The organism is Hazenella coriacea (assembly GCF_004341825.1).
GTDB classification, from domain to species: Bacteria; Bacillota; Bacilli; order Thermoactinomycetales; family Thermoactinomycetaceae; genus Hazenella; species Hazenella coriacea.
The window spans coordinates 549,774-575,235 of the sequence record NZ_SMAG01000002.1 but is presented as its reverse complement, the minus strand read 5'-3'; the positions used below and the strand labels follow the sequence as shown (position 1 = coordinate 575,235).

Genomic DNA, 25,462 nt, shown 5'->3' with positions numbered 1-25,462 from the left:
TCCAAATAAAAAAACAAGGGGAGCACCCTTGTTTTAACCAACTCCATATCTATGATACGTTCATTTCCATTCTTGAATTAACTTTCCTGGATCAGATGTATATGCCCCTAAAGTTTGTGTAAAGCGAATCGCATCAGCCCCATCCATGACCCGATGATCAAAGCTTAAAGATACATTCATGCGCCAACCTACAGTTAACTCCCCATTTACAACAACTGGTTTTTGTTCAATTGGATGAAGAGCTAGAATTGCGACTTCAGGTGGATGAATAATGGGAGTAGCCCATTTTCCACCTAAAGCTCCAGCGTTACTAATGGTAAATGTGCTCCCCTTCATTTGTGCAGGCATCAATTTTCCTGCTCTTGCTTGATCCGTGAGTTGCTTGATTTCTTGTGCCAACTGAATCATATTTTTCTGTTCCACTTGGTGAACGACTGGAACTAACAGTCCTTGAGGAGTATCAGTCGCCATTCCGATTGAGATGGATGAATGTGTATGGATCAACTGAGAATCTTCATCAAAATGGGCATTGAAATGGGGATGAATTTTCAACGTTTGTGCAATCATTTTCATCAAAATAGCCATATAAGTCAGCTTCGGTAAGTTTTGTAGTTGGTTTTCAACATCTCTTCTTTTTTTCCACTCTACCAGTCCCGCACAATCTAATTCATCAAAATGAGTGGCATGTGGTTTATGAGTCAAGGAAAAAGTTAAACGCTCTGCAATCACTTTTCTGATTGGAGATAATGGTGTTTGAACCACTTTGGAAGCGCATACATTTTGTCCAATAGGTTCAACCGAAGGTTCTTGTGTAACTGATGCTTCACTATTAGTCTGTTTCGAAGCAAGGAAACGTCGGATATCTCCATCCACAACTCGTCCATTCGGTCCTGTCCCTGACACTTGAGTTAAGTCAACTCCAAGCTCTCTAGCTAAACGGCGAGTAGAAGGCGCTGCTAAAACACGTTGCTTCTGCTTTTCCTTCTTTACCGTTGGCTGTGAAGGTTTATCAGCCTTTGTAGCGGAATTTTGCCCAGTTGACTGGATAGGTTCAGCAACAGTCGATGCAATTACATACAACACTTCACCTACAGGAACAGTTGCCCCCTGATCCCACATTAATTTCTGAATCTGACCCGATTCAGGCGCAGGAAGCTCTACGACTGCTTTATCTGTCTGCACTTCCACAATCGGCTGATCTCGCTCAATCCACTCACCCTCCTGTACCAACCAACGAACCACTTCCGCTTCTGCTACTCCTTCACCAATGTCAGGTAACTGAAAAGCTAATGTCATCTTTTTCCCTCCCTAAAAGGTGACTACTTGTTGAATGGCTTCTGAAATTCGATCTACATCTGGGCGGAAATGATCCTCCAAAGCATACATGGGTACAGGTGCATCGTAGCCTGTAACTCGGGTAATCGGGGCTTCTAAGTATAGAAAAGCACGTTCATTAATCAAAGCGGTCAATTCTGCTGCTAATCCAGCTGTTTTCGGAGCTTCGTGAACAATCACAACCCGTCCTGTTTTCTTCACAGATTGGATGATTGCTTCTTCATCCAATGGGTATAAACTTCGTAAATCTAAAAGATCACAAGTGATCCCCTGTTGTTCCAACTTTTTAGCAGCTTCTTCCGCTTCGGGTACCATGGCTCCCCAAGCGATGAGAGTTAAGTCATCTCCTTCACGAACTTGGCGAGCTTTTCCTAGTGGAACTTCATACCATCCGTCGGGAACTTCTTCCTTTACGGATCGGTATAGCTTCATAGGCTCCAAAAAGAGAACAGGGTCTGGATCATTGATCGCTGATAGCAACAACCCTTTTGCATCTGAAGGTGTTGAAGGAACAACCACCTTTAATCCTGGTATATGGACAAATAAATTTTCGGTAGAATCACAATGTAGCTCAGGAGCACGAATCCCACCTCCATAAGGAGCACGAATCACCAGTGACGCTGGAAATGTTCCTTGGGTTCGAGTCCGCAGTCTCGCCGCATGAGTGACAATTTGCTCGAATGCTGGGTAAATGAAACTTAAAAATTGGATTTCAGCAACAGGACGAAATCCCCGAATCGCCAAGCCAATCGAGGTTCCCACGATTCCTGCCTCAGCTAAAGGGGTATCAATCACCCGATGATCACCAAACTGTTCCCATAACCCTTCCGTCGCACGAAAAACCCCGCCATTTTTCCCAATATCTTCACCTAAGAGAAGAACATTCGGATCCTTCTCCAACGCAACACGAAGTCCCTCACAGACGGCTTGAACTAAGGTTAATTGGCTCATGGTTGCTCACCTCGTTGTAGGTCTGATAGCTGTCTCTGTTCGGAAGGTGATAATGTTTCATAAACGTGTGCAAACAAATGGCCAGCGGAGGCTGGAGGTTTCGACTCAGCTTGTTTAAATTCTTCATCAATCTGTTGCTTACACTCTTCTTCCCATTGCTTCTCTTCCGATGGGCTTAATAATTTTTCTTTTTTTAGTAGTTGAGTAAGCCTTTCAATAGGGTCCCGCTGGGTAACCCAATGCTCTACCTCTTCGGATGGACGATAGCGAGTGGCATCATCCGCTGTTGTATGAGATCCTTTGCGGTAAGTGATTGCTTCAATCAAAGTAGGACCTTGACCTGATCGTGCACGCTCCACGGCTTGTTTCATCACATCATAAACAGCCAGTACATCGTTACCGTCTACTCGGATCCCTGGAAATCCATATGCTTGGGCTCTTTCGGCAATTGTCTTCGAGGCAGACTGTCTAGAAAAGGGAACACTAATGGCATATCCATTATTTTGACAGAAGAAAATTACAGGTGCTTTAAATACACCCGCAAAGTTACAAGCTTCATGAAAATCACCTTCCGAAGTGGCTCCATCTCCAAAGTAGGCAACAGCTACACTTGTTTCATCCCGTAATTGGCTCGCCCATGCGGCACCAACTGCATGAGGAAGTTGAGTGGCGATTGGTACATAGGGAGGAAGAAGATTAACACCCTCTGGAGGTTGACATCCCTCTACACGCCCCATCCAATATAAGAAGATTTGCGAAATGGGCATCCCTGCAATCATACCTACTCCATGTTCACGGTAGCTAGGAAAAATCCAATCCTCTTGGGAAAGAGCGAGTGCACTCCCTACTTGGGATGCTTCCTGCCCTTCCAATGGAGCATAGGTTCCAATCCTCCCTTGTCGTTGTAATAAAACAGCTCGACGGTCAAACAGGCGAATCTTCGTCATCCAACGGTAAAAATTTTTCTTTTCATCTGCTTTGAGTGAATTCCAGATTGCCTGTCCCTCTGGACTTAGAAATCCGTCCGGAGTCAAATATTGTATATACTTCTGATCCACCTGGGTTGACATCAGTAAGTTACCCCCTTCTACTTCCATCTGGAGAGCCTAGCAAAATCCGACGAAGATCAACGACCTGCTCCAATCTTTCTAAAACGATTTGGTCCGCAGCTCGATAGGTAGGAATGTCATCGTTTCTCGAACGTTCGTAAATTTCCAATAATGTATGGTAAATGTTTTCTGTTTTGGCCAACACTCGTTCCTGTTGATAGCCGATTAATTCATCAGCAACCTGAATCAATCCCCCTGCATTAACTAAATAGTCAGGTGCGTATAAAATCCCTCGTTCATGCAATCGATCTCCATGTTGATCAGCAACTAACTGATTATTTGCAGACCCTACAATCGCTCGGCACTGAAGCTCTGACCATGTATGATCATTAACAATTCCTCCACGAGCACAAGGTGAAAAAATATCACATTCCACTCGATGAATCGTATTCACATCGGCTGTTTCCACATATGGAGAAAATTCCTCTTTTAATTGGTTGCACTTCTCCATATTTAAATCCGCAATCACGCAGTATGCTCCTTCATTTAAAAGCAATTCCACCAATTTTTGTCCCACTTTTCCGACACCTTGTACTGCAATGCGGCGATCTTTCAAATTGGTGGAACCCCATAGATGCTTGGCGGTAGCGCGAATTCCTTGCAAAATACCGAAGGCAGTTGGAATCGATGTATCTCCACTACCTCCATGTGTTGTAGGTAGTCCAACCACTGATTCTGTTTCTCGTGCAGCCTGCACAAAATCATCCGGATTCGTTCCCATATCTGTACCTGTATAAAACCGACCATTTAACCCTGATAAAAATCGACCTAATGCACGAAACATAATTGGGGACTTCTCTTGTTCAGGATCCCCAATAATCACCATTTTTCCACCGCCAAAATCAACATCAGCTAGCCCACATTTGTAGGTCATTCCTTTAGATAGACGAAGTACATCTTCCAAAGCTTCATCTGTAGTTGCATAGGGAATCATCCGACACCCACCAATGGCAGGTCCTAGTGTCGTATCATGAATTGCAATAATTGATTTTAATCCAGACTCGGGGTGACGGCAAAAAACGATCTGTTCATGACCGTACTGATCCATCATCTCGAAAATATCTCTCATCCGATTTTCTCTATGCTCATGATGCCCGGTCCACTTTTTTTCTAGTTCAATGCTTTCCATGCTCATGGTTCCCACCCTTTCTCGTTGACTGGAGACAAGACTGAAAGTTGATTTACGGAAGTGGCGATTGAAACTCCACAGTTTTGAGTGATAGGATCAAAGAGAAATCTCACGCACCCTAATAGGTGTCCCTCACAAGTTAGGTGCATCTCCCACTATGGGACAGGTTGATGAGCCAATCATGATCGCTAACTCCCTAAGATTCCAACACTTTCAAGCATGTGGAGCCTCAATCCATCCTATGTCATTTTTAATGTTGGGTTCATCTTCCTCGCATTTAGCGTCCACGATATTTTGGTTTTCGCTTTCCTGCAAAAGCTTGTATTCCTTCAAGGAAATCCTCTGACTTCCCTGCTTCTTCTTGAACAACCGCTTCAAATTCCAATGCTTCTTCTAAAGATACTTCCATTCCCTTATAGATCGCATGTTTGGTCAGACCAATGGCAACTGTAGGACCTTCAGCCAACTGTTTAGCGAAAGTGAGTGTATCTGCAAATAACTGATCTGCCTCAACCATCCGCTGGGCTAAACCGATCTGCAAAGCTTCATCTGCTTTGATATCACGACCCGTCATAGCAATCTCTAATGCTCTTCCCAATCCCACGATCCGTGGTAAGAAATAGCTAGAACCACTATCAGGGGCTAGTCCAATTTTTACAAAAGCTTCAACAAAACGAGTCTCTGGAGTGATAAAACGTAGATCACATGCAAGAGCAAGACTACATCCAGCTCCGGCAGCCACCCCATTGACAGCTGCGATCACTGGCTTTTTCATTTGAGCTAGCGCCATAATAATTGGGTTATATCTATTTCGAACACTATCACCTAAAGAGATCTTTTCCCCCTTAAACTGTATAGCTGTTCGATCATTAAGATCCTGTCCCGAGCAAAATGCTTTTCCATTTCCAGTTAATACAACCGCACGAATATCTTCATCTTGACTAGCTTCGTTTAACTTTTCTAGTAATTCTGCACTTAATTGATCATTAATGGCGTTAAAGAGTTGAGGACGATTTAATGTTATGATTCCTACATGGTCCTCGCGAGTCAAAATCACTGTTGCCTCTTCACTCATCGTTTTCCTCTCCTTATCTACCAGAAAAATCTGGTTTCCTTTTTTCTATAAAAGCTTTCATACCTTCACGTTGATCCTCTGAAGCAAATAGCAAATAAAAAAGATGCTGTTCAAATTGTAACCCATATTCAAGGGGTACATCTAATGCTTTAAGAATAGCTTGTTTAGCTAGATGAACTGCGATCGGAGGATGACTAGCAATTTTATCGGCGAGCTTACTCGTTTCTTCTTCTAGCTGATCTACAGGTACTACACGGTTGATGAGTCCAGCCTTTAAAGCTTCATCTGCTGAAATCGTAGAACCTGTAAGCACCATTTCCATGGCTTTCACTTTTCCAACTGCCCGTGTTAAGCGTTGAGTCCCCCCAGCACCGGGAATCACACCCAGCTTAATTTCAGGTTGACCAAAACGCGCATTTTCAGAAGCAATAATCATGTCACAACACATAGCCAATTCGCAACCACCACCCAGAGCATAGCCTGATACTGCTGCGATGACTGGCTTTTTGATGTTGCGAATCCTTTGCCAATCTCCAAAAAATTCTTTTCTGATCAAGTCAATCGGGGAAGATTCGGCCATCTCATCAATATCCGCCCCTGCGGCAAATGCCTTTGAGTCTCCTTTGAGAACAATACAACGAATGTCATCATTTCCATCTAGCTCTTCTAAATGATTAGCCAATTGCTTGATTAATCCCATGTGAAGAGCATTTAAGGCCTTGGGACGATGGAGCTGAATCCACCCTACATGCCCTCGGATTTCGACCAGCACCTCTTGCTCAGACAATTGAACACCTCCAGAGAAAGCGCTTTCAAATGCAATTGCAAAATAGATATTATATTCTGATGATGCAATTTTATTCTATCAAAGAGTATCTTTGTTGTCAGTGATTCACTGTAAAGAATTAACGCTTTGCTCAAAGAAAAGAAGCTCTTCGCACAATGAAGAGCTTCTTCTCTCTAATCTCTCACTCTTTATCTGTTAATGATGAGATATATCTGTTACTCTCATCTACACAACTCGCACATATAATTTTCTCTCGAAAATAGAAAAGATCTTGCATATTTCCACACAACACACAACTAGGATTGTACTTTTGTAGAATGATACTTTGATTATCTACAAAAATCTCTACTCCATCATGGGAATGGATATTTAGTAAATCCCGAACCTCTTTTGGTAACACAATCCGCCCTAAATGGTCTACCTTTCTCACGATCCCAATGCCTTCCATTTCATGACTCCTCTCTCTATATATCTGTTGAAAGCTGGGTCTAGAGGTGTCAGCTTGCAACAAATGAGTCAATGTTGTTAAGCTTCTTAGGTTCAGTGAACGCGATCACTATTGAAATAGCGATCTTAGGTTATGGGGTCGGGTTTTTCGTCTCGCTTCCCGACTGTCCTAATGTTGTTCCCGTTCCTCCCTCAGACTTTGAGTCGTTGTTGGAGTTTCCATCAGGATTAGGTGACGGTAGTTGACCATCAGGTGTTGTTGTTTGATCCTCATCTGGATCTTCCGGTTCAGTTGTGGTTGGATCTTCAGAAGTGTCATCAGTTTGCTCTGGATCTTCAAGCTCATTCTGAGTTGGCTCTGATGGTTGATCCTTATTCTCTGGTTCTTCTACTTGAATGATTTGATCCCATTCCTTTTCTGTTAAAGGCTTTTCTAGAAGATCCGAAACTGGCTTAATGTCTTTAGCTAACTCAGTCAATGATTTCTCTTCAATTTCCTTAACAGAAATGTCTTGCCCTTCTTTTTTAGCTACTAACCACGCTGCATATTTGGCTGGGGATAGCCCTGTTTCTTCAGCTTTCGATTGGACTTTTTCAGGCATTTCTAACTTGTTAACAGAAAGATCAAGATTTTGTTTCTTTGAGCTTTCCACAATAACATTTTGTAGTTTATTAATGGTCGTTGCACTTGTTTTTTCTTCTTTAATTCCTGTCAAAACAACTCGATCTTTTTGTTTTAACATTCCTTGTTTTTTGGCTTCGTCGAGGATATTAACGACAGCCTGGTCAGCACTTTGACCATTCAAGTCTTTGATCTGATTGACAAGTTTGCCAGCGGATTTGTTTAAAGGGCGAACTTCAACTACTTCACCCTCATGATCCAAGCCAATCGCCAAGCTGGGGTTTACATCGACATACACATACGTTTCCGCATGAGGTTGGCCGACGAATAGCTGAGGAAAGAAGAAGAAAAATCCAAGCATCGCAGCCACTGCCGTTGATGCAATTGATATCCATGTTCGACGGCTGGACTGTCTCACTACCTGGAAGCTTACTTCCTCACCAATTTGACTGCTCTGATTGGTCTTAGGAACCTGTAGAAATTCACCTCCCGAAGTGAGTACAATCCAATGCCGATCATGGATTTCCATGATAATTCCTTTTTGCATCTTATCCCCCTCCTTTCTCCCCCGCTTACAAACCGATATAGTCACGCAACAAAGAGAGATCCTCGACGACCAAAATAGTTAAGGCAGTTAGATAAATCCAGTGCCTCGACAAGGTTCTTCGATGCATGTCTAAACGTTTGGCCAGTTCTTTGTCTGGCTTTTTCTGGCGGTAAAATTGACTGAGTAACTGCTCATCTGAAACGATGATCCTCGCTATGTTAAACAAATTCTCTCGTGTATCACGATGTTTAGGAGCCTTTTTTAAAAGCAGCTGCATCGTAATCCCATGTCGTTCCAAAGCTTGTGTAAATACTTCAATCTCCAAACGCCTCAGTTGGGCGAGTTCCATTTTTTGATGATTCTCAAAAGAACGTGCTACAACCTCTGGATGATGGACCTCTTCAACCTGTGTACTAGACGAATGCAGAGGTACCACTCGCTGATGCTTCTGCTCTTGACGAAAATAATCGACTAGTCTTCGTTGAATGACCCGATAGGCAAACGATAAAAAAGACGCCTTATGCTTAGGATCGTAATCCTTGATTGCTTCATCGATTGCCTTGTAAGCAATGATGTACTCATCGTCTTGTTGAGTAATCACCCGTTTACAAACTCGGGATGCTATTCGTCGCACATGAGGTTCTAACTCTCGTAACAACTCATCTCTCTGTTGTAGAGAGTCGGTACCTTGCACCTGTAGTACACGCCGTTCTAAATCTGTAACCCGGAACATGCAATACCGACACCTCACCCTATGTATTTATTCGCACCGTCTACTCGTTTTCTGTCCCAAAGAACAAAGTCCATTGTACCAAATTCTCTTAATTCTTGTCTTGGAAAATGTCCTCTTCTTCGAAAAAGTAACTAAATATATATAAATTACTTTTGGGTGAATGTATTTTATTTTCCAATTTTGTATATATATTTAAAAAGAACACAGAGATTCATCCTAGATTTGATTTTGGGTTACGCCATTTTAGAACAAATTATCCTACTAGGATTTATCAAAGAAAGAAAGTTACTCATGATGAGTAACTCTTTAAATAAATAGGATCGACTTAAGTATTTTTAGATGTGGCACATGAACGAATTTCCTCTATGGTTTGTTTGTTCTCAATCGAGGATAGATCTCCTACTTCATCTCCCAAGTAGGCCGCTTTAATCACTCGACGAAGAATTTTTCCATTTCTGGTTTTAGGCAATTCATTCACTAGAAAGACGTATTTGGGTTTTAGTGCTTTTCCCATCCGCTCCGCTACAAATGTAATCAATTCCTGTTCTAGATTTTCTGTTGAATCAGGCTTAGATTTACATACAACAAAGCAGACTGCATTCTCTCCTTTCACCTGATCAGGGACACCAATCGTTGCTGCTTCCGAGACATGGGGATGATCCACAAGAACCGATTCCATCTCTGCAGGTCCCAAGCGCTTGCCTGCAATGTTTAAGGTATCATCAGATCGACCCGTGATGTACCAAAAACCAGCTTCATCGATCTCCACCCAATCTCCATGTACCCATATTTTCGGCCAACGTCCCCAGTACGTGGATTCAAAACGCTTCGAATCTTTCCAAAAACCACTGGCCATTCCTACCCAAGGTTGTTTTAAAACCAACTCTCCTACCTCACCTCGGACAGTTTGTCCTGATTCATCAACTACATCAGCATCCATACCTGGTAAAGGACCATTAAACCCACAAGGAACTACTGGTTTCAACAAGTTATTTCCTAGAATTCCCCCGGAAATTTCTGTTCCACCTGAATAGTTGATAATAGGAACTTGTTGATGACCTACCTTTTCAAATAGCCAATACCAAGGATCTGGGTTCCAAGGTTCGCCTGTCGATCCGAAAACTCGTAAACTAGAAAGGTCATGCCGTGTCAACCAATGTTCACCATGTTTCATTAAAGAACGAACTAATGTTGGAGAGATTCCTAGATGACTGACGCCATGAGTCGCCACGAGTTCCCATAAACGGTCTGGCTCTGGATAATCAGGAGTTCCCTCATAAACGAGCATCGTACTCCCTAACATCAAGGTGCCAAAGACCATCCAAGGGCCCATCATCCATCCCATATCAGTCACCCAAAACATAATATCTCCAGGTCCGAGATCAAAGCCATAGGCAGAGTCAAAAGCTGCTTTGATGGGAAAACCACTATGGACATGCATAGTCCCCTTAGGTTTACCTGTTGTCCCTGAAGTATAGATAATCATAAATGGATCACTAGCATCAGCCACATAAGGAGTAAGCGTTTTCATGTTAGACCTTAAATGATTCCATTCTATATCTCGCTCTTCATTCCATGGACAATCCCGACCCACTCTTTTCACCACGATTACTTTTTCAATCGATGGAGATAAATCAGCAGCACGATCCGCTTCTTCTTTCATGGGAACCACTTTTCCACGACGATAAAAGCCATCCGCCGTAATTAAAAGCTTAGCTTCACAACCTTGGATTCGGGTTGCGACAGCTTCAGCCCCATATCCTGAGAAACAAGGGGTAAATATCGCACCGACTCGAGCGATCGCTAGCATAGCAATCACATTTTCTGCAATCATCGGTAGATAAATAGCGATCCGATCCCCAGGTTTAACACCCAACTGAACCAACCCTTGAGCAAAGCGATTTACTTCTAACCATAGATCTCGATACGTATATTTACGAGTCTCTCCATTATCTCCCTCCCAGATCAATGCAAGACGGTGGCGAGAGCTTGGATCTTGAACAAAACGATCTAAACAGTTGGCTGATACATTTAGTTTTCCATCGATAAACCAGCGAGTCCAAGCCATTCCATCACTGGAATCCATCACTTGCCGATAAGGTTGAATCCATTCTACATCTAGATCTTTCACAGCTTCATCCCATAACCAAGCTACATTGCGAATCGATTGCTCATAAAAAGAATCGTAGTCTGGATAACCCAACTTTTTCATAAAACGAAATAATCGAGTTTTTTCCATTTGTTCAGGATTAGGAAACCAAGCGGGTTGACCCATACCTTTATCACTCCATTAAAAAAATATATTTATCATTATTGTAAATCTATTCTTATGAATCGGTCAAAGAGAACTCAGTTCTTCATCACAAAACGTAAGAAATGATCCATAACGTAGACAGAAAATGTTTACCCCATCCATAAAGAACTAGTGCACAGGTCAAAACATTTTCCCTTTTCTTGTCTTTATGATCAAAAACAGTGAAAATTAGGGTATAGTATTTAGTACAATAAAACGACCAGAAACAAAAGATACATGGTTTCTGAGATACCAAGACAAAAAGAGTGGATGACTATGGGACAAAAAAGAATCATTAAAAGAGAAAACTTAACCAGTCAATTTTTACAGGACACCAAAGAAATACTCATCTTTTTACCACCTAACTATGATGAAACGCATCCATACCCATGGATGATTTTGCATGATGGGAATGATTATTTCAACTTGGGACGGATTGTCACACAAGCAACGCAAATGATTGCTGATAATCTCATACATCCCTTGATCCTAGTAGCAGTACCTGTAGACAAATCTGTACGAACTTCAGAGTATTCACCTGTTGGTTCACGTAATCAGTTGCATCAACGGATGATCGTTGAAGAGTTAATTCCAATGATTCAAGACCGATATTCAGTCCACCCTGATCAGTTAGTGGTTGGAGGCTCTTCACTAGGAGGAACTGTCTCCTTACATCTGGCCCTCCAGTATCCACATCTTTTTAAACGGGTGTTATCTCAATCTGGAGCATTTCTAAAACAAACCAAGGAAGAAATCTTACAAACCCAGAGCCTGAAGCATTTAACCATCTACCAATCCATTGGCAAATCAGAAACAGCTGTTCCTACCCATATGGGTAATTTAGATCTAGTCGCCCGTAATCGGGTGGTTCACCAATATTTAAATGAAAAAGAGGCACATGTTCACTATGTTGAAGAGGAAGGCGATCATACTTGGGGCTTCTGGCAAAAAGATCTTCCCTCCGCCCTACAATTCTTTTTTGGAAAATAGAATTGTAATCTCATGATCAAAAACTTCCTCCATGACTTTGTAAAAAACCTTGATCTAGGAGATCTCCATGATCAAGGTTTTTCTCATTACACACTCTTTATAATGAATCTAAGCGATGTGGGTCCCTTATGAACTTCCACATCCCCCACCACAACTACTGCAGCTACTACTGCTGCAACTGCTACTACTGCAACTGCTACCACTTCCACTATCTCCACCGGGGTCGCCACTGATACTATCACCACCACTGGAGCAACCAGAGAAGATGAAACTTCCACCACTATCCCCGCTTCCAGTCGTCTTTTCAAAAAACTCGTTCTTTTCGTCAAACTCATCATGATGAAAGCAAGTCAAAAATAGCATCCCACCTAACATCCATAATGCAGGGTCTGAGTAAGATGAGCTACTATGTTTACCAAAGGTTTTTACACTTTTCCCATATAAATCGTAATGTTTACTCAAATAATCGACTTGGCCTTGAAAATAACGAATGATAAATTCTACTAGCGAAGCCACAGCAGGAACATGCTCTTGACAATGGATGTTAAAATATTTTTCTTTTAAGACATCCATGGGCATCATTTGGAAGTCTAATAATATTTTTTCGGAGAGAGGATGTTTCAAAAAGGGTCCCCATGTAGAGATACTAAACTTCGTTGGTTTAAATAAAATGATGTAAATGGTATCAAACCAAGCTCGCTCTGAACGATCAAAAGAATGCCCAGGAGGATGGGGAGCATGGTGTAATGTCCGCTCTAAAAATAGATCTGAGAACAATTCATATTCACGAGTAAACATCAACTTTTCATGCCATACTTCATCTACTTCACGACTATACATGGGTACATTTTTTAGAATTGCAGTCATAATGAGAAATCGTTTCCACTCGAACCAACGATTTTCCCAATCGATTAAGCTAATTTTATGTTCACGAATCACTCTTTCCTTCACTTGTTCCATATAACTAAGTGGAATTGAAGCTTCTAGGCGTTGAATCAGTTGACCCAGATTTTCTTTAAAGTCATCAGAATGTTCCTGTATTCCTAGATTTTCTATCACATATAAACGATTTTGGTCTTTTTTCCGGGCAGAACGATAAAAAGCATTTACTATGATAACAATCGCGATAAATAAAGCTAGCAATAAAAAAGCGATGACTTCCATGCAACTCCCTCCTTATGACAAACTTATATTTCTATTCTAAACTGAATGAAAGAGCGAGTTCCACCCTAACAAATAAAAGTTAATATTTCGTTTCAATGACATCATGAAACGATAACATTTTCATCCTCCTATAATTACAAAAAAACTCCCCGTTATGGCGAGGAGTTCACTGGATTAATCACAATACTTATCAAAAGCTGCTGTCAAATTGGCGGCGATCTCTTCCATCGGTACATTTTCGATCTCATGACGATGAACCATATGTACCAGTTTGCCATCTTTTAAAAGAACCATTGATGGAGAAGAAGGTGGTTGCCCTTCAAAATATTCGCGAGCTTGTGCTGTGGCTTCACGATCTTGTCCCGCAAATACAGTATATAAGTGATTAGGAACTTTATCGTGTTTAAGTGAAAGACCGACAGCGGGACGAGCCAACCCAGCCGCACATCCACAGACAGAGTTGACCACTACTAGCGTGGTTCCTTTAGCTCCTTCACCTTGTAGAGCACCATCTACTTCCTCTGGTGTACGTAATTCTTTTATTCCCAATTGGGTCAGCTCATCACGCATTGGCTGAACCATCATTTGCATTTGTTGGAGATAGAAATTTTGAGACATGTATAGATCCCTCCTTTACTCTTTTATTGTATCCAAATCCAGAGAATGCGTCTACTTGATCAGAGCCCATTTTTCAGGGGCCTGATCTTCACCCTCCATCAGGGTGTTCCAGTAAGGAGGTTTAATTTTAGACACCTTTAATCACAGCCATTGGCTTACATTCAGCAACGACAGAAGCCAAGTCCGCACCAACGACAGAATCAATAATCTGATCCACATCTTTATATGCTTGTGGACATTCGTCTAAGATGCTTTTCAATGTACGATGATTGACCAACACTTCATCATCAGTGCCTACTTTCATCGACTGTGCAAACTCGTCCACAGTGATCAATTCTTTAGTGGCCCGACGTGAGCGAATGCGTCCTGCCCCGTGACAGATGGAATAGAAGTTTTTCTCTCCACCTTGCTCACCAACCATAATATATGAAGAGGTTCCCATCGATCCAGGAATCAAAGCAGGATGTCCCGTTTCCTTATAAGATTCTCTATTTAAGAAATGACCCGCTGGTAACGCACGAGTGGCTCCCTTACGGTGAACAAGCATGGGTTGATTCCGATGAAATTCTTTCAATGCGTAGTTATGCATCAAGTCATATAAAACAGGCATTTCAAAGTCAGAGCCAAACACATCTTTGAATCCTTCTCGTACACCATAAGCGATCATATGACGGTTCACTACAGCATAATTCAAAGCCGAATACATGAGGTGAATATAACGTTGTCCTTGCTCGGTATTAATCGGAGCGTAGACAAGATTTCGGTCTGGAGATTCTACTCCCCACAATCCCATCACTTGCTTAAAATCCTTCGTATATCGAGGTCCTAACATTCCTCCCCATGCTCTTGAGCCGGAGTGAATCATGACCACGATTTGCCCATCAAATAAACCCCACTGTTCCGCAATGGAACGCTTTTCTTCATTTAATTTAATATATTGAATTTCGACAAAATGATTTCCGCCACCTAAAGTTCCAATCTGTTGCCAAGCTCGTTTCCAATTCTTTTCAGGGATCTCATCTAAATGATCATGATCAAACTCAAACTTGGCATGCTCCACATGTGTCAAAGAACGGCGTTCCTCAGGTGAATATCGATCAGGGATATATTCAGAAGGCAAACCATACAGCCCTTCCATCACCACTTTATCCGCACGCACATTTTTATAGTGGGATGAGGCTCGTTCATGGGTGGGTACATACTTTTCAATCGCTTGGATCAACTTACGACGCAATGACTTCTCTTGAAGATCCTCTTTGTGCAGGGAAGTCATATGAACCCGCATTCCACATCCAATGTCGGAGCCCACAATGGACGGAGAGACAAAGCCATCAGACATATTCCAAACAGCTGTTGTACCAATACAAGTTCCAATCCCAACATGTGCATCGGGAGTATAGCTCATATACACATGACGGGGAATTCGCAAATTATTATCTGCCATTTCATACACTTTATTTTCTAAGCTAGCAAATACTTCATCATTAGCAAAAACATGCAAATTTCCATGCTCTAACTTGACTTCTTTATGATTTCTTCCGTGATCAGTAATCATATAAAGGTCTCCTTCTTGAATGTTGTTCCGTAACATAAAAAGGAAACTCGGCAGGAGAAGGGATATTCTCTATATAATACTATAATTTAGTCGAATGATTAAGTATTTTCTGTCCTATCCTTAAATTATTTATAACGCAAATGGATCCCTTCAATTGGAGATTCTAGCGGTTCGATATCCCCTTTTTGACCATAGTAATAAATACGAAGATATTCTCCATAGACAATTGCCAACATCCTGGATGAGTACCACCAAAAACAAAAATGCAATCAAATTTCTGGTCATGTATTGTTTCGTTTTTTCCTCCAAACACAATATGGGTTAGTTGATTGATTTGTCCTGGAGTTAATTCCTGATTCATTCTTGGGTACTTAGGTATTTCCATGTAAAAGCTCCCTCCTAAACTTGTATACTTCACAATACCCTCATATGATTGGAAATATTGCAACATGGGATTTCAGAAAGGAATGGATCATGGATGAAAATCATGTACAAGGTCATTTCAGGTGATCAAGTTTCTACTCATCAATAAATAGGATCGATCATGGATTCATGTCGCCCTTGCTTGAATAGTTAAGTCGCTCATGTCACAATAGGCTCATTAAGATCCCTGAAGGAGGCGAATCACTTGGGAGAAAAAAAGAGATTACGACTAGACAAAATCCTAGCCCACTTAGGCTTTGGCTCACGCAAAGAGATCAAAAAATCAATGCGATCATGGGTCGTCACTGTGAATGGGGTTCATATTACGGATCCTGGTACACAAGTCGATCCTAACCAAGACCCAATCATTGTCAATGGGGAACAGATTTTTTATCGTGAGTTTGTTTACTTGATGATGAATAAACCACAAGGGGTCATTTCTGCCACTGAAGATCTACGTGAACATGTAGTTGTCGATTTACTTGATGAAGAGTACCGTTTGTTTGATCCTTTTCCTGTGGGGCGATTAGATAAAGATACGGAAGGTCTCTTACTACTCACTAATGACGGTAAATTATCTCATCGTTTACTTTCACCCAAAAAGCAGGTTCCTAAGCGCTACTTTGCCAAAGTGAAAGGGGAAGTGACCGAAGAGGATATACATATCTTTCGGAAAGGCGTTATTTTAGAAGATGGTTATCATACTTTACCTGGTGAATTAACCATTCTCCACTCTGCACCGATCTCTGAAATTGAGTTGACCATTTATGAAGGGAAATTCCACCAAGTCAAGCGAATGTTCCAAGCCGTAGAAAAAGAAGTGATCTACCTTCAACGAATCCAAATGGGGTCTCTCCAATTAGACCCTTCGTTACCCTTAGGCAGTTATCGTGAATTGTCAGAAGTCGAATTACATACATTAATCGAATCGATTGATAGCCCACACTCAAAATAACAAGCTTGCTCCATTTGAGATTTTCTCTATATGGAGCACCCCCCACTTTAAAATCCCAAGTATAGTCTTAACTCATCTAAGATCCTTCCACTTGGTCACAAAATCCAGTTGATAAAAAGTACTGAATAGAAAATTTTTAAGTTGACCCTTGAAAGTGACGTTACGTCATTTTGTATAATAATTTTTAGTTACCATAAAGGAGAATGGTGGTGTTTCACATGATTTCTATTAAAGAAGTGTCAAAACAAACTGGGATTACTGTAAGAACGATGCGTCATTATGATCATATTGGGTTGCTCACCCCAGCAGGCAAAACAGAAGGAGGACACAGATTATATGGAAAAAAGGAATTAAAGAAATTGCAGGAAATCCAATTTTTAAAAACGTTAGGATTTAGCCTGCAAGAAATAAAGGTTATGTTGTCAGATCAAAGTAATGATTGGCCTATTGTGTTACAAAATCAACTAAACTACGTCCTACAAGAAAAGAACAAACTTGAAGAAATAGAAAGGTCGTTACATGGATTATTGAATGAATATAAAATTGAAGGAAAAATTGACCTGAACAACATTTCTAAAATGATCCATTTATATCAAAGTAATCTTGATAAACGGGAAATATATCGTAGTCAATTATTTCAAGAAGATCAAAAGTTACTTGACCTTCTCCCCAATATAAACCGCGGAGATCCAGATACGCTTGAATGGGTATCATTAATCGCTCAATTAAAAAGAAATATGTCAAAAGGGGTTGATTCACCTGAAGTACAACAGATCATCCAAAGAATGGATGAAAAAGCAAGAGAAACTTATGGAGATAATGAAGAGTTTCTGGAGAAATTTTGGGAAGTAAGAAAGTCATCAGAGCACTCAAAAAAAGTTGGATTTTACCCGTTGGATACAGAATTTTTACAATTCATTGAGAAAGCATTCGAAATCTATTTAAAAAACAGATGAGGGGGAAAGAGGACTGATGACTACAGAATTACTGATTTCAATAGGAGCTTTATCAATCTTGGATACTCTCAGTCCAACAACCATTGGTGTAACGGTTTATATGTTACTTTCAGCAAGTGAAAGATCAACCCGCCGATTACTCATTTATCTGCTGACCGTTTCAGTGTTTTATTTTATAGTTGGTATCTTATTGATGCTTGGTATGGACAAAGTGTTTCAGGCAATCACCCACTTTGGTAACAATAATCAACTGATGACTTTTGCCGGACTTGGCTTGTTAATTGGCAGCTTTTTTGTACCTACAAAAAGTACATCAGAACCCCGTAAACCCAAAAACAAAAGTATACTTGCCATGATAATACTTGGTTTGACAACTGGGATCATAGAGGTTGGAACCGCATTGCCTTATTTTGCTGCGATTGGAATCATGACTTCCAACCAATTACCTATGATGGAGTCGGTTACAATTCTAGCTGGCTATAACTTTATCATGGTATTACCCTCCATTATTTTGATCATATTACACCATACTTTTCAAAAAAGGATGCAAGCTCCATTGGAGAAATTACGTAAAAAAATAGTAGAAAACTCAGGCTCCACTCTTTCTTGGCTAATGAGCATTGCAGGAATCCTTTTACTAATCAATGCATGAATAGGAAGTTATGATCTTTGAGAAAGTCTTATCTGCTCTTTGGAAGTCAAAAAGAAATGGTTTCAGAGAGGTTCAATCAATTATCCTAAAATAAAAACCTATCTCGATTTCGGAGATAGGCTTCATTATAAAGAGATGGTTCTTTCCAACATCCCAAATAAATTTTTCTCTACATCTAAACAATAGGCTAAGTAGCCTGTTCCTGGAAGCTCTACTTTAGAAACCACCATTTCGCCCCCATGTTGAGAGATCTTTTTTGCATACTCCTCGATCGAAGCGACCTCAATCGAATTTACATCTGAGGAAGGTTGTTCATGAGATCGATAAATATTTCCTCTACATCTTGAAGAACTTGATCCCGACTGCACAGTCCACACATCTTGATTATCTGGTGTTTGCTCTACTCTCCATCCAAATACGCTCTCATAAAACCGGACGGCTCGCTCTGGATGAGGAGCGTGAAGTTCAAAATGAACAACTTTGTTCATCTTAACCATCTCCTTTGTACATCCGTTTATGTTATGTAGTATTATCCTATAAAAATTCATACATTCCTCATTTACTGAAAGCGATTCCACTCAACATCCACGTCTATGATCACCTTCAAAAACTATAGCTTTATTATCGCAGATGATTCGTAAGGTTCATATAAATTTTCTGTATATTTTCCATAAAAAAGCCTGAAATACATAAGATCATCGTCAAAAAATCATCGGATTTAAAAAAGCTAACTAAGGTTTATATGAAAAAATAAAATCAACCTTTGAATTATATATTTTACTACTCTTCCTTTTTTCTTTCAAGAACAAAAATGGAACAGTAGAAAATAATAAAGCAATCCCAATCTAGTCATCTCCTTAGAAGAGACTAATCACTTTATCTATCAAGATTCATTTAGTAAATCTTTTATAATTGGGTAAATAATAAAAGTTTAATGAACATCTCTCAGCGAAAGTCATTCCCGATTTTCAAGAAGGTTTTTGATTAAATACTTCTATTATTTTTTGTCTACAATACTACAAAGGGGTGAACGAAATGAGCGATCATCATTTGACAGATGATGAGTATGTCAAGGTTTTTTCTGCTGAAGATTGTGCAACCATCCAATTAGCTTTACAAGAATGTTATCGTTCTTTTAAGGATCATCATGATGAATGGCATCGAACACAAAGCTCTAAAATCAAACAACTTCTTGAAGGACAATTTGGTCACGATGTAAAGTAGTGCAAAAATCGGACACCACCTCATCCTGATGGTGTCTGATCTTCTATGACTGGCCTATGGGTGATCTAGCTATCGAGATCACGAAGAAATCTTTTCAGGATCTTTCCCGCACCATTGCGAGGAAGCTCATCGATGAACGTAACTTCTTGAACCTTAAATCTAGCCATACGCTCATGACAATAAGAGAGTACATCTTGCTCTGAGAGTGATGCTCCTTCTTTCAACTCAACATAAGCACGAGGAATTTCACCCAAGTTTGGATCTGAAATCCCAACCAATGCTACATCTTGTACTGCTTCTATACGTTTTATTACCTTTTCTACTTCTGAAGGGTAAACGGTTTCAAGAGCGAACCGGATCGCTTCCTTATATCGATCTACAATATAAAGAAAGCCATCTGAATCCACATAACCAGCATCACCTGTGTATAACCATCCATCTTGTTTAACCCGATGAGTGGCTTCACTATTCTCCCAATACCCTAAAAAAACAGAGGGGCTCTTTAAAGCAATTTCACCAGTTTCGCCTATAGCTAGCTCTTTCTTAGTCTCTGGATCAACAATTTTAAACTCACCATTCACAACTTTTCCTACAGAACCACTCTTCTCCATTCCCATGACTGGAGACCAAACTGATATAGCTCCTGTAAATTCAGTTGCACCATATACATTGGAGAGCGGAATTCCTATATTGAAATATTCATCTATTAATTCTTGAGGCAAAAAAGTTCCACCACTAAAAACCATCTGCAATTGACTGAGATCCCGTTCTCTATTTTTAAAAGTAGAGAGCATCATTTTTAATATAATCGGTGCTCCATAAACAATCGTGATCCGCTCTCGCTCAATGATATCCCACACTTTTTCCGGATGAAATCTCGGCATACACACGACTGTTTTTCCCTGTACAACAGCTGACACCAAACTATTTAGACCACTACTATGGAATAACGGAGAACAAAATAAATACTTGCCGCCTTGGCTTGTTCCTAAAGATACTGAGATATAAGCTGAAGCACTGTAAAAGTTACTATGACTCAATAATACACCTTTAGGGGTATCCGTTGTGCCTGAGGTATATGCGAGTACAACTGGATCATCTGCATGAATCTCTACTTCAGGCTCTGTATCAGGTCCTGTAACAATAAATTGTTCAAATACAGGATCTATTTCTTCGCCTTGACCCACTCGGACAGATCTCTCCAAATAAGAAGCTTGTTTTAGATGAGATAAAACATCTCCAAATTCTTCATCATAAAAAAGCACCTTGGGTTTAGCATCTTCAATAAAAGGAACCAGCTCTCGGGAGTTCAGTCTCCAATTTAATGGAACTGCAATGGCCCCAATCTTCGCTGCAGCAAATAAAATCATAGGATTCCAAAAATTCGTGGTGCATAAAATAACAACACGATCTCCCCGCTTTACTTGTAGACTTAGTAAATAATGCGCCAGATGATTGACACGATTATTATATTCTTTATATGTAAAGCGTTGTGTAGGACCTACTAGCCCCTCAAGCTCAGGAGTTAAATAAGTCCTGTGCTTTAAAATTTGCCCCAGCGTATACAATATGACTCACCCTTTCGCCTCATATGCTTTGCAAAATTTGCTTCTAAATGAAAATACCTATCAATTATTTTAACATATAAACTATATTTTAAAATTAGGGACTCTCGCAATATAGCTTTAAAACCTTATAAAACATGAATAAACAAATATAAAAAGCTTCCCTAGTCTCATTCAATAACGAATTTACTTTTTTATTTAAATAAAATATATATCTATTTTAATTCGAAATACAATTCTATATTCGATCGGGAAATTTACACATAAAAAAGAGAGGTTTTGAATTTTCTCCTCTCTCCCCATATCTAAAATATTAGTCTCTGATCATTTTACCCATTCGCTCCGCCGATTGAATTAAGCAAGGGACAAATTGGGTCATTTGTTTGACATTCATTCTGGATACAGGTCCCGAGACCGCAAGAGCAACAACCAATCGTCGTGATGTTGAAGAAAATACTGGTACGGAAATGGCAGCTGTACCCGCTTCTCGTTCCTCTACACTAATCGCATAACCATCCTTTTTGATTTGAGCCAACTGAGAAATATACACCTTTTGATCAATACCCTCAGGCCACATCGGATCATGAAGTACTTCCTTTAACGTCAGTTCATCTGCATAAGCCATTAAGACTTTGCTAGAAGCGCCAACTGAAAGTGGCAACCTCACACCAATCGGTGCAACTCGACGAATCGCTTGACGACTCTCGACAGCTTGAATACGAATTCGTTCAAACCCATCACGAATATACAGGCTAATCGTTTCATCTAATTCATCTCGTAAACGTTCCATCTCAGGTAAAAATAAAACAGCTGGATCACTAGAATGATCGATATTTGTAGAGAGCTCCCAAATCCGAAAACCAAGTTGATATTTCTCGGTATATGGATCTCGTTGGACAAATCCCTTTTCTTCTAATGTACCCAATAGACGGAAAACAGTACTTTTGTTGAGTCCTGTATTTTCTGCAATCTCCATCATACCGAGCTGTGGCTTCTGAACAAAACACATCAGGATATCTAATGCTCGCTCAACGGCCCTTACAGTCGATTTCCTATCTCCACTCAAAAGTTTTGTCCCTCCGGGTTTCGCTGTGCGAAACATATTTTCAACTATTATACTCCTCGTTAACAAAATATAAAAGAAAATGTCTATATATTTTTGAAAGCTAAGAAACAGAGAACAAACAGGACACCATGAAGGAGAGATGTAGTAGTATATTTGGTAATATTTCTTTTACCATAGAACATAAGAATTCGATTTCCCCCCTCTATGAGCTTGTACATTGCAAAGAAGAAGAAAAGTCCGCTCCACCCTTCGACTCAAAAGACATAGAAGTCTTTCAAAGAAGAGTTTCCTCCTCACTTCCTTCATCGAATAGTTCCACTACGGGAGTGAATCAGTGAAACATCAACCCGGTGGGATCAAGGTCAATAGACCTTCCAAATTTTACCCCAATATAAATTTTCTCAAATAAACTCACTCGATTTTTCTTCTATAACAGGGCTATACATTCATTTCAAACCATTGTATAATGATTACGAAAAAAGAAACCGAGTTTCACCAGACGAAACAAACACGCATTTTCCTTGACTCATGATTATGACTCGATTTTAAGGAGGTTTTTTTATGGCTAAAGATCTATACAACGCCAAAGCCCAACTCTCCGTAGGCGATCAAGAGTATGTTTACTATCGTCTCTCTGATTTGGAAGAACAAGGCGTCGGTAAAATTTCTAAGCTACCTTTTTCCATCAAAGTATTACTTGAAGCAGCTGTACGCCAATATGATGGCAAATCCGTCACAAAAGAACATATTGAACAATTAGCTTCATGGGCGGACAATCGTTCAGATAAAGAAATCGCTTTTAAACCTGCACGGATTGTTCTACAAGACTTCACAGGTGTACCTGCAGTGGTTGACTTAGCAGCACTTCGGTCTGCAATGGCTCGTGTAGGTGGAAATCCAGAACGGATCAACCCACTCATCCCTGTGGACCTAGTCATTGACCACTCCGTCATGGTTGACCGTGCTGGAACAGAAGATGCTTTAGAATATAATATGAACCTTGAATTTGAACGAAATGAAGAACGCTATCGTCTTCTACGTTGGGCTTCTGAGTCCTTAGACAACTTCCGTGCTGTTCCTCCAGCAACTGGAATCGTTCACCAAGTAAACTTAGAGTATCTTGCCAACGTGGCTGTCACTCGTGAAGTAAATGGTGAAAATGTAGTCTTCCCAGACTCACTCGTTGGAACTGACTCTCATACCACCATGATCAACGGTTTGGGTGTTGTTGGTTGGGGTGTTGGTGGAATCGAAGCAGAAGCTTGTATGTTAGGACAACCGCTTTATTTTATCACCCCTGAAGTAATCGGCTTCAAATTAACTGGTCAATTACCTGAAGGAGCTACAGCCACTGACCTTGCCCTCACCGTCACCGAAATGTTACGTAAAAAAGGCGTTGTTGGTAAATTTGTTGAGTTCTTTGGCCCTGGATTAAGTAATATCAGCCTAGCTGACCGGGCTACTGTAGCTAACATGGCTCCTGAGTACGGTGCTACCGTTGGGTTCTTCCCTGTCGATGAAGAAGCTCTCAACTACCTACGTAATACAGGTCGTGATGAAAGTCTGGTTCAATTGGTTAAGGAGTATTATCAAGCACAAGGTCTATTCCGTACAGATGAAACACCAGATCCAGTCTTTACTGACGTAGTTGAGCTTGATCTTGCTGATGTCGTTCCAAGCTTATCAGGTCCAAAGCGTCCACAAGACCGGATTGAACTTACTCAAATGCAAGAAGCATGGAACGAAACTCTACGTAAACCGATCGAAGAGCGTGGCTTCGGTCTTACAGAAGAAGAGATCAATAAGGTTTCCAAAATTGAAGGTTCCGATGAAGAACTAAAAACAGGTGCTGTAGTCATCGCTGCGATTACAAGCTGTACCAACACCTCGAACCCAAGCGTTATGCTCGGAGCTGGTCTCGTTGCTAAAAAAGCAGTAGAAAAAGGTCTCAAAGTTCCTGGCTATGTTAAAAGCAGTTTAACCCCTGGCTCTAAAGTCGTGACCGACTATCTAAATAAAGCCAACCTTGTTGAACCACTTGCTCAATTAGGCTTTAATGTAGCTGGTTACGGTTGTGCTACCTGTATTGGTAACTCAGGTCCTTTATCCGACGAAGTAAGCAAAGCGATCGAAGAAAATGATCTCACTGTTGCTTCCGTACTCAGTGGTAACCGTAACTTTGAAGGTCGGATTCACCAATTAGTCAAAGCCAACTATCTTGCTTCACCTCCATTGGTGGTTGCTTATGCATTAGCTGGTACAGTAAATATTGACTTTGCTAAAGACCCAGTTGGCTATGGTCATGATGGTCAACCCATTTATCTCAAAGATATTTGGCCATCCTCACAAGAAGTTAGCGATGTAATGAAAGATGCCATCAGTGCAGAACAATTCCGTAATCAATATGGTAAAGTCTTTGATGCTAACGAGCGTTGGAACCAACTACCAACACCCAAAGGCACCTTATACGAATGGGATGAAAAATCAACCTATATTCAAGAACCTCCATTCTTTGTTAACCTATCTGCTCAAGCCGAAGACGTGAAACCAATCGAAAATGCAAACATCTTGGCATTACTTGGGGATTCGGTCACCACTGACCATATCTCACCAGCTGGTAGCATCGCAACAACCAGTCCTGCTGGTCTCTATCTCCAAGAAAATGGAGTCGCAGTCAAAGACTTTAACTCCTATGGTTCTCGTCGTGGTAACGACCGTATCATGACACGTGGTACCTTTGCGAATATCCGCATTCGTAACCAGATGGTTCCTGGCTCTGAAGGTGGCGTAACTGAATACGTACCATCTGGCGAAGTGATGTCCATTTATGATGCAGCTATGGCTTATAAAAAAGAGGAAACGCCTCTCGTCGTTTTAGCTGGTAAAGAATATGGAACCGGAAGCTCCCGTGACTGGGCTGCGAAAGGAACCAACTTACTAGGCATCAAAGCAGTAATCGCCGAAAGCTTTGAACGGATTCACCGCAGTAACTTAGTTGGTATGGGTGTTCTCCCACTACAATTTAAAGATGGCGACAGCTGGAAATCTCTCGGCTTTACCGGAAAAGAATCTTTAGATATCCTAAATCTCACTGATGAGATCCAACCCGGTCAAAACTTAACCGTTCGTGCTACTCGTTCAGACCAAACTTCTTTTGAATTTGATGTCACCGTTCGCCTCGACAGCGTGGTTGATGTTGAATACTACCGGAACGGCGGAATTCTACAAACTGTATTGCGCCAAATTCTAAACAACCAAGCATAAGT

At 40.8% G+C, this 25,462-nt stretch carries 23 protein-coding genes; 6 read left to right on the top strand and 17 right to left on the bottom strand.

Annotated features, from left to right (window positions below):
* Positions 1–60 precede the first annotated feature (60 nt).
* From EDD58_RS06090 to EDD58_RS06045, 10 genes are all read right to left on the bottom strand, one after another.
* Positions 61–1,296, bottom strand: coding sequence for a dihydrolipoamide acetyltransferase family protein (locus EDD58_RS06090; protein ID WP_131923939.1), 1,236 nt, complete (start codon positions 1,294–1,296; stop codon positions 61–63).
* A 12-nt stretch (positions 1,297–1,308) separates the two neighbouring features.
* The gene (locus EDD58_RS06085) at positions 1,309–2,286 is read right to left on the bottom strand and encodes an alpha-ketoacid dehydrogenase subunit beta (protein ID WP_131923938.1); all 978 of its coding nucleotides are present in this window, start codon (positions 2,284–2,286) and stop codon (positions 1,309–1,311) included.
* Positions 2,283–3,356: a pyruvate dehydrogenase (acetyl-transferring) E1 component subunit alpha gene (gene pdhA / locus EDD58_RS06080; protein WP_131923937.1), complete on the bottom strand. Its 1,074-nt coding sequence runs from the start codon at positions 3,354–3,356 to the stop codon at positions 2,283–2,285. Before pdhA ends, EDD58_RS06085 begins: the two co-directional genes overlap by 4 nt.
* 7 nt (positions 3,357–3,363) lie before the next feature.
* On the bottom strand, positions 3,364–4,530 hold the full coding sequence (locus EDD58_RS06075; protein ID WP_131923936.1) for a Leu/Phe/Val dehydrogenase: 1,167 nt from the start codon (positions 4,528–4,530) through the stop codon (positions 3,364–3,366).
* 271 nt (positions 4,531–4,801) lie between these two features.
* Entirely contained in the window at positions 4,802–5,599 is a 798-nt protein-coding gene (locus tag EDD58_RS06070) for an enoyl-CoA hydratase/isomerase family protein (protein ID WP_131923935.1), read from the bottom strand.
* Positions 5,600–5,612: 13 nt separating this feature from the next.
* Entirely contained in the window at positions 5,613–6,386 is a 774-nt protein-coding gene (locus EDD58_RS06065) for an enoyl-CoA hydratase-related protein (RefSeq protein WP_131923934.1), read from the bottom strand.
* Between the two features lie 181 nt (positions 6,387–6,567).
* Entirely contained in the window at positions 6,568–6,834 is a 267-nt protein-coding gene (locus EDD58_RS06060) for an AbrB/MazE/SpoVT family DNA-binding domain-containing protein (protein WP_131923933.1), read from the bottom strand.
* Positions 6,835–6,964: 130 nt separating this feature from the next.
* Complete coding sequence (locus EDD58_RS06055; protein WP_131923932.1) at positions 6,965–8,002, bottom strand: anti-sigma factor domain-containing protein; 1,038 nt, start codon at positions 8,000–8,002, stop codon at positions 6,965–6,967.
* Positions 8,003–8,027: 25 nt separating this feature from the next.
* On the bottom strand, positions 8,028–8,735 hold the full coding sequence (locus EDD58_RS06050) for a sigma-70 family RNA polymerase sigma factor (RefSeq protein WP_131923931.1): 708 nt from the start codon (positions 8,733–8,735) through the stop codon (positions 8,028–8,030).
* A gap of 325 nt (positions 8,736–9,060) precedes the next feature.
* On the bottom strand, positions 9,061–11,010 hold the full coding sequence (locus tag EDD58_RS06045; RefSeq protein WP_131923930.1) for an AMP-binding protein: 1,950 nt from the start codon (positions 11,008–11,010) through the stop codon (positions 9,061–9,063).
* Between the two features lie 294 nt (positions 11,011–11,304).
* On the opposite strand from EDD58_RS06045, the gene EDD58_RS06040 reads away from it, so the two are divergent.
* Positions 11,305–12,018, top strand: coding sequence for an alpha/beta hydrolase (locus EDD58_RS06040; protein WP_243648663.1), 714 nt, complete (start codon positions 11,305–11,307; stop codon positions 12,016–12,018).
* Positions 12,019–12,144: 126 nt separating this feature from the next.
* On the opposite strand, the gene EDD58_RS06035 is transcribed toward EDD58_RS06040, so the two are convergent.
* The 4 genes from EDD58_RS06035 to EDD58_RS06020 form a co-directional block, all read right to left on the bottom strand.
* Complete coding sequence (locus EDD58_RS06035; RefSeq protein WP_131923929.1) at positions 12,145–13,182, bottom strand: glycine-rich domain-containing protein; 1,038 nt, start codon at positions 13,180–13,182, stop codon at positions 12,145–12,147.
* Between the two features lie 174 nt (positions 13,183–13,356).
* Positions 13,357–13,800, bottom strand: a complete 444-nt coding sequence (locus EDD58_RS06030) for a BrxA/BrxB family bacilliredoxin (RefSeq protein WP_131923928.1) — start codon at positions 13,798–13,800, stop codon at positions 13,357–13,359.
* A 127-nt stretch (positions 13,801–13,927) separates the two neighbouring features.
* Positions 13,928–15,355: an RtcB family protein gene (locus EDD58_RS06025; protein WP_131923927.1), complete on the bottom strand. Its 1,428-nt coding sequence runs from the start codon at positions 15,353–15,355 to the stop codon at positions 13,928–13,930.
* Between the two features lie 163 nt (positions 15,356–15,518).
* Positions 15,519–15,740 carry a hypothetical protein gene (locus tag EDD58_RS06020; RefSeq protein ID WP_165875830.1) on the bottom strand — a complete coding sequence of 74 codons (222 nt, stop codon included), beginning with the start codon at positions 15,738–15,740 and terminating at the stop codon, positions 15,519–15,521.
* A 243-nt stretch (positions 15,741–15,983) separates the two neighbouring features.
* Here EDD58_RS06020 and EDD58_RS06015 point away from each other — a divergent pair, with 243 nt between their 5' ends.
* The 3 genes from EDD58_RS06015 to EDD58_RS06005 all read left to right on the top strand — a co-directional run bounded on the left by EDD58_RS06015 (position 15,984) and on the right by EDD58_RS06005 (position 18,341).
* Entirely contained in the window at positions 15,984–16,733 is a 750-nt protein-coding gene (locus EDD58_RS06015) for a pseudouridine synthase (RefSeq protein ID WP_131923925.1), read from the top strand.
* Between the two features lie 218 nt (positions 16,734–16,951).
* Positions 16,952–17,689: a MerR family transcriptional regulator gene (locus EDD58_RS06010; protein ID WP_131923924.1), complete on the top strand. Its 738-nt coding sequence runs from the start codon at positions 16,952–16,954 to the stop codon at positions 17,687–17,689.
* Positions 17,690–17,705: 16 nt separating this feature from the next.
* Positions 17,706–18,341: a GAP family protein gene (locus EDD58_RS06005; protein ID WP_131923923.1), complete on the top strand. Its 636-nt coding sequence runs from the start codon at positions 17,706–17,708 to the stop codon at positions 18,339–18,341.
* Between the two features lie 125 nt (positions 18,342–18,466).
* Here EDD58_RS06005 and EDD58_RS06000 read toward each other — a convergent pair whose 3' ends face one another.
* Positions 18,467–18,829, bottom strand: coding sequence for a VOC family protein (locus EDD58_RS06000; RefSeq protein ID WP_165875829.1), 363 nt, complete (start codon positions 18,827–18,829; stop codon positions 18,467–18,469).
* Between the two features lie 547 nt (positions 18,830–19,376).
* Between EDD58_RS06000 and EDD58_RS05995 the strand changes: the two genes are divergently transcribed.
* A complete protein-coding gene (locus EDD58_RS05995; RefSeq protein ID WP_131923921.1) occupies positions 19,377–19,565 on the top strand; it encodes a hypothetical protein in 189 nt (62 codons plus the stop codon).
* A 65-nt stretch (positions 19,566–19,630) separates the two neighbouring features.
* Here the strand turns inward: EDD58_RS05995 and EDD58_RS05990 are convergent, their stop codons facing one another.
* Together EDD58_RS05990 and EDD58_RS05985 are read right to left on the bottom strand one after the other, a co-directional pair.
* The gene (locus EDD58_RS05990) at positions 19,631–21,133 is read right to left on the bottom strand and encodes a class I adenylate-forming enzyme family protein (protein WP_131923920.1); all 1,503 of its coding nucleotides are present in this window, start codon (positions 21,131–21,133) and stop codon (positions 19,631–19,633) included.
* 310 nt (positions 21,134–21,443) lie between these two features.
* Entirely contained in the window at positions 21,444–22,196 is a 753-nt protein-coding gene (locus EDD58_RS05985) for an IclR family transcriptional regulator (RefSeq protein ID WP_243648662.1), read from the bottom strand.
* A 561-nt stretch (positions 22,197–22,757) separates the two neighbouring features.
* Here EDD58_RS05985 and acnA point away from each other — a divergent pair.
* The gene (gene acnA, locus EDD58_RS05980) at positions 22,758–25,460 is read left to right on the top strand and encodes an aconitate hydratase AcnA (protein WP_131923918.1); all 2,703 of its coding nucleotides are present in this window, start codon (positions 22,758–22,760) and stop codon (positions 25,458–25,460) included.
* Positions 25,461–25,462 lie beyond the last annotated feature (2 nt).